We start from the raw sequence: 7,199 nt of genomic DNA on the forward strand, positions 1-7,199 counted from the left end.
CCCTGTATCCGCCGGGCGGGCGGCCCGGACCGGCCTCCGCCCGCGGTAACCGGCTACGCCTCCCCGCGCACCGGATGACCACCGCGGTCGCGGCGGGCGCGTACCCGTTCCTCGCCGAAGGCGGCCTGGGCGCCGAGGGCCTCTACATCGGCCGCGACGTCCACGCCGAAGCGTCGTTCGTCTTCGACCCATTCGCCCTCTACGGGCGCGTCGAGGGCTTCACCAACCCGAACGTCCTGCTCGCCGGAGTCATCGGCCAGGGCAAGTCCGCCCTCGCCAAGAGCCTCGCCCTGCGCGGCGTCGCGTTCGGCTACCGCGTCTACGTCCCCTGCGACCCCAAGGGCGAGTGGACGCCCGTCGCCTCCGCGCTCGGCGGCACGTCCGTCGCCCTCGGCCCCGGCCTGCCCGGACGCCTCAACCCCCTCGACGCAGCCCCCCGCCCCGCGTCCGTGGCGGAGGCCGACTGGGCCGGTGAGGTCCGCAAGCGGCGCCTGCTGCTCCTGGGCTCCCTCGCCCGCACCGTCCTCGGCCGCGACCTGCGGCCCATGGAACACACCGCCCTGGACGTCGCCCTCGACACCACGGTGACCCACGCCGCCAGCACGAACCGCACCCCCCTCCTGGGCGACGTGGCCGCGGCCCTCAACAACCCGGACGCCCTCGACGAGGCCGCAGGAATGATGTCCGGACGGCTCGGGGAGGCGGCCCGCGACCTCGCCCACGCCATGCGCCGCCTCGTCCACGGCGACCTCGCCGGCATGTTCGACGCCCCCTCCACCGTCGCCTTCGTCCCGGACGCGCCGATGCTCACCATCGACCTGTCCCGCCTCGGCGGCTCCGGCGACGACACCGCCCTCGTCCTCGCCATGACCTGCGCCTCCGCCTGGATGGAGTCCGCCCTCACCGACCCGAACGGCGGACGGCGCTGGATCGTCTACGACGAAGCCTGGCGGCTCATGCGCCACCCCGGCCTCCTCCAGCGCATGCAGGCCCAGTGGAAGCTCTCCCGCGGCCTCGGCATCGCCAACCTCATGGTCATCCACCGGCTCTCCGACCTCCTCACCGCCGGCGACGCCGGATCCCGCGGCCGTGCCCTCGCCGAGGGCCTCCTCGCCGACTGCTCCACCCGCGTCATCTACCGCCAGGAGACCGACCAGCTCCACGCCGCCGCCAGCCTCCTCGGCCTCACCTCCGTCGAGACCGAAGCCATCGCCCACCTCAACCGAGGCCGCGGCCTGTGGAAGGTCGCCGGACGCTCCTTCGTCGTCCAACACCACCTCCACCCGCAGGAACTGGCGCTCTTCGACACCGACGCCCGGATGCACTGAGAAAGCGCCCAGTTCACGAAATCTGCAGCGCCGTCGCTGCCCGCCTTCGTTCTTCACCCCGGAGATCCGTATGCCGCCCACCACGCCCGCGTCCGCAGCCTCCGTGCGGGACCTGGCCCGCAAGATGCGCGCGTCGGTCGACGAGTTCACCTTGGTCGACGCCGACGGTCACATCCCCGACCCGCCCCCGTACGCCGACCTCCTCCACCACGTGCGCACCACACACCAGCACCTGGTCGACGTCGTCGAGCTGGCCACGGCTGAAGCCACAGCCGGCTGCCCGGACCGGCCGCCCGGCACCAGGGAGCGTCTCGTGCTCGCCGCCAGCGATGCCCTCGCCGCCTCGTACCTCTTCGGCCACACGCTGCGCGACGTCCTCGCCTCTGCCGACATCAAGCCGCACGAGTCGGCGATCGTCCTCGCGCACGCCGGGGCCCGGGCGGAGCTGCGGCGCGGCGCCGAGGCCCTCGACGAGACGGCCGTGCTCCTCGAGCAACACCAGGCCACACAAGGGCCTAGCCCTTCGATGCGTCTGCCCGACCAGCCACCGAAGCGCCCCGGACCCACCCGATGACCATGAACTATGACCCGGAAACGCCCGTGCCCCACCCTGACGTGACCCGCTTCGCCACCGGCCTCGCCGCACGTCTGCCCGGACGCTGGCAGGTCGACCCCGCAACCGCTGTCGTCCGCACCGACCCCGCCCGCCACCGCATCTGGCACCCCGGCCCCCTCACCTCCACCCGCCTCGCGACGGCCGACGTCCGCCGCTGCGTGCTGACCTCGCCGCACGGTCTCCAGCTGTATGTCATGCCGCGACCCGGCCGGCCTCGCACCTACGTGGTGGCGCCGATGCTCCCCGCTGGAACCAGCCCCGTCCACGCCCAGGACATCACCAGCCCGCTCGGCATCACCGTGCCCGCCGACGCCACCCGCGCCGCGGTGCGCGTCCGCCGCCGCCTGCTGCCCGACTACCGCTTCAAGGCGATGCCCGCGTGGAGGCAGGCCGCCACCGGCCATCTCCGGGTCCAGCTCTTTCTCGACGACCACGACCAGTGGGCGTGGCACGCGCCCTACGCCCAGGCTGCGCGCCTTCTCATCGCCGATGAGGGGCACCGGCTCGACCCGGCCACCGGCTGGTGCTGCCCGCCCGCCGACGACAGCGACCGTCTCGCCCGAGCCGTCGACCTGCTCGGCGCGCACGGCTACCGCGTCTGCGTCGCTGGTGCGCTCCCCGAGCGCACGGGACAGGCAGCGGCCGGCGTCCCCGCACACACGCCCGCGCCCTCCGCCCGACGGGCCCGGTAGCCGGTGAGCTGCAGCCTCGTCCGCCCACTTCCACTCTCCGGAGGTCTCCCCTGGCCACCCGCTCCTTCATCGCTCGACCGACCAGCGGCAGCAGTTTCACCGGCGTCTACGTCCACTGGGACGGTTATCCCAGCCACCAGCTCCCCCTGCTGCTTGCCGCCTACCAGTACCGCTTCGGACGCGACATCGACGCCATGACCCGCCACCTCGTCGACGACGTGCCGGTCGGCTGGTCACAGCTCGGCACCGACCTTCTCGACGGCGCTCCCGAAGGACTCCGGCAGGCGTTGCCCTGGCCCTCGTCGTCGCCGAGCCAGTCCCTTGACGACGTCTTCAGCTCGGACGGGACTCCGCCGTCCCGCATCACGATCACCGAGACGTCCACCGAAGGTCTCGAGTGGGGATACGTCTTGCGCTCCCACGGAGTCGAAGTGATCGGCCTGCGCGAGCACTCCCGTGGCCCCGTCGTGCCCTGGGACACCGATCCGGCAGCGCGGTTCAGCGACAGCCAGCACCGGTGGGCACCGCGCCTCGCCCCGCCGGTCATCACCCGTCCCGGCACAGCCCCGCCGGTCATCACCCGTCCCGGCACAGCCCCGCCGCCCGCCCACCCGTCGCCCTCCAAGCGAGCAGCGCCGCACCGCTGACACAACCCGCCACTTCACCCTGCCGAAAGGTTCCTCCTTGTACTGGCCCAACCCCGACTACGAGGTGTACGACAACGTCGGCCGCACCGCCGAGCAGATCGACTCCTTCAACACCGGGCAGCCCACCTGGGACGACATGCTCAGGTGGACCGAAGGCGCCGCCGAGGAGTTCGCCGCCCAGGTCGGCCATCCGGACACCGGCCTGCACATCGCCGACTGGACCTCCGCCCTCAGCCGCGCCAGCAAGATGTCCGAGTTCTTCGCGGTCAGCAACGCGGTACTCGGCGACCACCCGGACGCCGCGCTGACCACCCTGAGCACGTTCATGGACGCCGCCGCCACCTGGTGCGCATTCCACAACCAGCCCGACCTCGCTCAGCGGTACCGCTCCGCAGCCGCCAACCTCGCCACCGCCTCCGAGGGCCTGCGCGCCCTGCTCGACGCCGCAGTACCCCTCGTGTACGGCGAAATATTGACCGCCGAGCAAACCTCCCAGCAGCAGGCGGATCCCGAAGCGACGATCCCTTCCACGGCGCCGACTCCCCCGCCGCCGGCTCCTCCCGCGCCGCCGCCGGGCCGCGCCCGCTGACCTCCCCGGCACCGGTCACAGCAACGGCACGGCGTCGCGCCGTGTACCCCATCCCTCACCTCCCGGAGGCACCCTCCTGTCCGAACTCCCTCACTTCGTCATCCGCACCGACCGCGACCTCGGCCTCGTCGCCGAGGTCACCGGCCGCATCACCCCCCACCTCGCCGAATGGCTCCTCGTCCGCGAGCAGTTCACACCCGTCACCGGAACAGCGGGCCTGTACCGCCTGACCGACGCCGAGCGCGACGGCATGCGCCGCGGCAGCCAGACCGTCAAGGACCTGCGGACCCTCGGCTACGCCGTGCACGCCGACCCCGCCCTGGAACCCGCCGACACACACCTCGCTGGTGCGGCACACGCCGCGAGCGCGGGGCAGCAGCGCGGACGAATCTCCCAGGCCGCCGCAGCCGTCTCTCCTCAGACCACGCGCGCCCGAGCCGCCGCTCCGGCCACACGGCCCATGCCTCCCACCACCGCGACGCCTGCCGCAGGAGCACGACCCCCCGTCGCCTTCACCACGAGCAGGCAACGGTGACCAGCGACAAGGGGCCCCTGCGCATCACCCGCGGCCGAGGCGGTCAGGTCGCAGTGGACGGCGTGGTCGACTCCTTCGCAGCCGAGATCCTGCGCCGGGCGGGCTTCCTGTTCGAGCCGACGCTGCGCGGCACCTGGATCCGGCTCCCGTTCGACCTCGGTCACGCCTGGGAGAACGAACACGCCAGCTGGGCCTCCGACATGCTTACCGCGGCCCGCTACCCGGTCCGCCTTGACCCCAGCCTCGCCGACGCCGCCGGCCGGACCGTCCCACCACCGCCGGCACCGAGCACACCGTCACCTCGGCACCATCGCTGACCTGACTAGCCCGGTACTCCAACCCTCCCCATCCCCATCGAGGAGATCCCGCCTTGCCCGAAGCACCAGCAGAGCCGTTCATGCCGATCCGGCACGCCGTCACCGGCGAGATCACCACCACCGGCTACAACGCCGCCGCCCGGCGGATCCTGCTCCAGTCCGGCTTCGAAGAGACGCCGGGCTGCGCATGCCGGGCGACGGAACCCGGCACGGAACGGACGCACGGACCTGCTGAGCAGCCGGCGAGCTGCTCGTCGCCGGCCACCCCGTGCACCTGGACGAGCCTCTCCGACCCCGCGCGCACCCGCACTGTTGAAGGGGACCTCGTTTGACCACATCCGTGACGGTCACCAGTCCAGCGCGCACCAGGGCCGGTGAGCTGCGGGCCAAGGTGGCCCGGTTGCTGGCCGACCGGCCGGCGGACGCGCTGACCATCGGGGACATGGCCAGGCAGCTGGGCCACTCCCACGGTGCCGTCCGCAACGCCGCCCTGACCCTGGTGCGGCGCGGCGAGGCCGACCAAGGCGGAAGAGGCCAGCCGGAGTTCCGCGCGAACGCGAAGACCGCCGCAGCCGCGCAGACCGTGGTGATCAGCCCGCCGGGCACCCACCCTCCCCGAGCGCAGGCGGCCGCAGCCCGCACGACCATTACCGCGGCGCCCACGCCCAGGCAGACCGGCCCGATCCGGCGCGCGGGGGGCCAGCTCTACCATCCCCGGGAGCTGGCCGATCTGCCCGACGTCGAGGCGTTGAATCGCTTGCGTGACGCCGATGTTCCGGTGCTGCTCTACGGCCCTCCGGGCACCGGCAAGACGAGTCTGGTCGAGGCGGCGTTCCCGGATCTGCTCACCGTCGCCGGTGACGGCGACACCACGGTGGGCGATTTGATCGGCGAGTACACGCAGGACGACGCGGGAGCGTACGTCTTCCAGTACGGTCCGCTGGTCACCGCGATGACCGAGGGCCGGGCCCTACTGATCGACGATGCCACCTTGATCTCGCCGAAGGTCCTGGCGGCGCTGTATCCGGCGATGGACGGGCGCAGGCAGATCCAGGTCAAGGCCCACAAGGGCGAGATCATCAAGGCCGAGCCGGGGTTCTACGTGGTGGCGGGCCACAATCCCGGGGTCCACGGGGCGGTGTTGACGGAGGCGCTCGCGAGCCGGTTCAGCGTGCAGATCCAGGTCGGCACGGACTACGACCTCGCCTTGGCCCTGAAGATCGACGCACGCGTGGTCCGGGTCGCCCGGCACCTCGCCCACCAGGTCGAGCGCGGCGAGCTGGGCTGGGCCCCCCAACTGCGGGAACTGCTCAGCTACCAGAAGACCGAGGCCGTCCTCGGCACCAACGCCGCGCTCGCGAACCTGGTCGGCATCGCTCCTGTTGAGGATCGCGACGCCGTCGCCGACGCCGTCATCAAGGCTGTCGGCATCAAGAAGATCGCACCCCTCACCCTCGGCAAGCAGCTCCCCGCCTCAGCCGCCCGGAAACCCCCGGCCAGCACCGGACCCACGCACCGGGGACGCTCGCGATGAGCGCCCACCACCACGTCCAGTTACCCGCCACCACGCCGGACGACGCCGCCGACCTCGCGCGATGGGACGACGACGGCGCCCCGCCCGCGCAACCCCGCTCCTCCCCCAACGCGTGGCTGCGCGTGGGAGCCGAACTCGGCGACCGGCTCGTCGCCCTCTCCGGCCGCCAAGACCTCCTCGTCACCTGCCGCCCCGGCACGCGCAGCGGCGCACCGGCCGCGTTCTTCCCCACGCTGGGCGAGGTCGAGTTCGACGCCCGCCTGTTCGCCCCGCTCCAGTCCCACGAGATCCATCCGGGGACCGTGGGCGACGAGGAGCGGTATCCCGCCGCCTGGGGAGTGTTCGTCCACGAGGCCGCGCACGCCGCCCACTCCGTCTGGACGGCGCCTGCCGGAGCGGACCCCCGTGTCGTTGAGGCCGCGCTCCTGCTGGAGGAGAGCCGTGTCGAAGGCGCGCACCTGATCAGGCGGCCCACGGACCGCACGTATCTGCGCACCAGTGCCCGAACCCTGGTCATGCCCGACATCGCCCACCCCACCTTCCAGGGCATCGAGCACGCCGCCGCCGTGGCGGCCCTGGTCCTCGGCCGCCGTGACGTCGGCATCCTGGACGCCAGCGAGACCCGGGCCGTCGCCGACCTGTGCAAGAAGGTGCTGGGCGCGGACCTGCTGGACACGCTCACCCGCATCTGGAGCGCAGCCCACCAGTGCGCCGACCACGACGCCACGACCATGCTCGCGCACGCTCGAGAATGGTGCGACGCTCTGGACATCGCGGCCCCCGCCCGGCCCGTGCCGGAGAACCTGACCGATCTGCTGTCCGGCGCCGTGGGGGTCGTCATGGACAGCGCGGCAGCCACCGACGCCGCCGACCTCGCGGCACAGGCCGCGGCGACCGACGCCATGGCCGCGCGGTCCAAGGAGCGGGCTCAGGACCGCGCA

General features: G+C 72.6%; 9 protein-coding genes and 1 pseudogene. 9 read left to right on the forward strand and 1 reads right to left on the reverse strand.

Features of this window, described 5'->3' with window-relative positions:
- Positions 1-2 precede the first annotated feature (2 nt).
- The 5 genes from HW445_RS13630 (at position 3) to HW445_RS13650 (ending at position 3,872) form a co-directional block, all read left to right on the forward strand.
- On the forward strand, positions 3-1,328 hold the full coding sequence (locus HW445_RS13630) for a VirB4 family type IV secretion system protein (RefSeq protein ID WP_257231057.1): 1,326 nt from the start codon (positions 3-5) through the stop codon (positions 1,326-1,328).
- Between the two features lie 70 nt (positions 1,329-1,398).
- Positions 1,399-1,902, forward strand: coding sequence for a hypothetical protein (locus HW445_RS13635; RefSeq protein ID WP_180221292.1), 504 nt, complete (start codon positions 1,399-1,401; stop codon positions 1,900-1,902).
- On the forward strand, positions 1,899-2,636 hold the full coding sequence (locus HW445_RS13640) for a hypothetical protein (protein ID WP_180221293.1): 738 nt from the start codon (positions 1,899-1,901) through the stop codon (positions 2,634-2,636). Before HW445_RS13635 ends, HW445_RS13640 begins: the two co-directional genes overlap by 4 nt.
- Before the next feature lie 194 nt (positions 2,637-2,830).
- Positions 2,831-3,283 (forward strand): hypothetical protein, encoded by a 453-nt coding sequence (locus HW445_RS13645; RefSeq protein ID WP_180221294.1) that lies wholly within the window; start codon positions 2,831-2,833, stop codon positions 3,281-3,283.
- A 37-nt stretch (positions 3,284-3,320) separates the two neighbouring features.
- Positions 3,321-3,872: a hypothetical protein gene (locus HW445_RS13650; protein ID WP_180221295.1), complete on the forward strand. Its 552-nt coding sequence runs from the start codon at positions 3,321-3,323 to the stop codon at positions 3,870-3,872.
- 55 nt (positions 3,873-3,927) lie between these two features.
- On the opposite strand, the gene HW445_RS13655 is transcribed toward HW445_RS13650, so the two are convergent.
- Positions 3,928-4,230 (reverse strand): hypothetical protein, encoded by a 303-nt coding sequence (locus tag HW445_RS13655; protein ID WP_180221296.1) that lies wholly within the window; start codon positions 4,228-4,230, stop codon positions 3,928-3,930.
- A 173-nt stretch (positions 4,231-4,403) separates the two neighbouring features.
- On the opposite strand from HW445_RS13655, the gene HW445_RS13660 reads away from it, so the two are divergent.
- The 4 genes and pseudogenes from HW445_RS13660 to HW445_RS13675 form a co-directional block, all read left to right on the forward strand.
- On the forward strand, positions 4,404-4,724 hold the full coding sequence (locus HW445_RS13660; protein ID WP_180221297.1) for a hypothetical protein: 321 nt from the start codon (positions 4,404-4,406) through the stop codon (positions 4,722-4,724).
- Between the two features lie 80 nt (positions 4,725-4,804).
- Positions 4,805-5,056 carry a hypothetical protein gene (locus HW445_RS13665; RefSeq protein ID WP_180221298.1) on the forward strand — a complete coding sequence of 84 codons (252 nt, stop codon included), beginning with the start codon at positions 4,805-4,807 and terminating at the stop codon, positions 5,054-5,056.
- A gap of 59 nt (positions 5,057-5,115) precedes the next feature.
- Positions 5,116-6,258 (forward strand): AAA family ATPase, encoded by a 1,143-nt coding sequence (locus HW445_RS13670; protein ID WP_180221299.1) that lies wholly within the window; start codon positions 5,116-5,118, stop codon positions 6,256-6,258.
- Positions 6,255-7,199, forward strand: a pseudogene (locus tag HW445_RS13675) (hypothetical protein); the annotation flags it as partial. The gene HW445_RS13670 and the pseudogene HW445_RS13675, both read left to right, overlap by 4 nt.

The organism is Streptomyces sp. UH6 (assembly GCF_013421635.1).
In the GTDB taxonomy this organism is placed as follows: Bacteria; Actinomycetota; Actinomycetes; order Streptomycetales; family Streptomycetaceae; genus Streptomyces; species Streptomyces abyssomicinicus.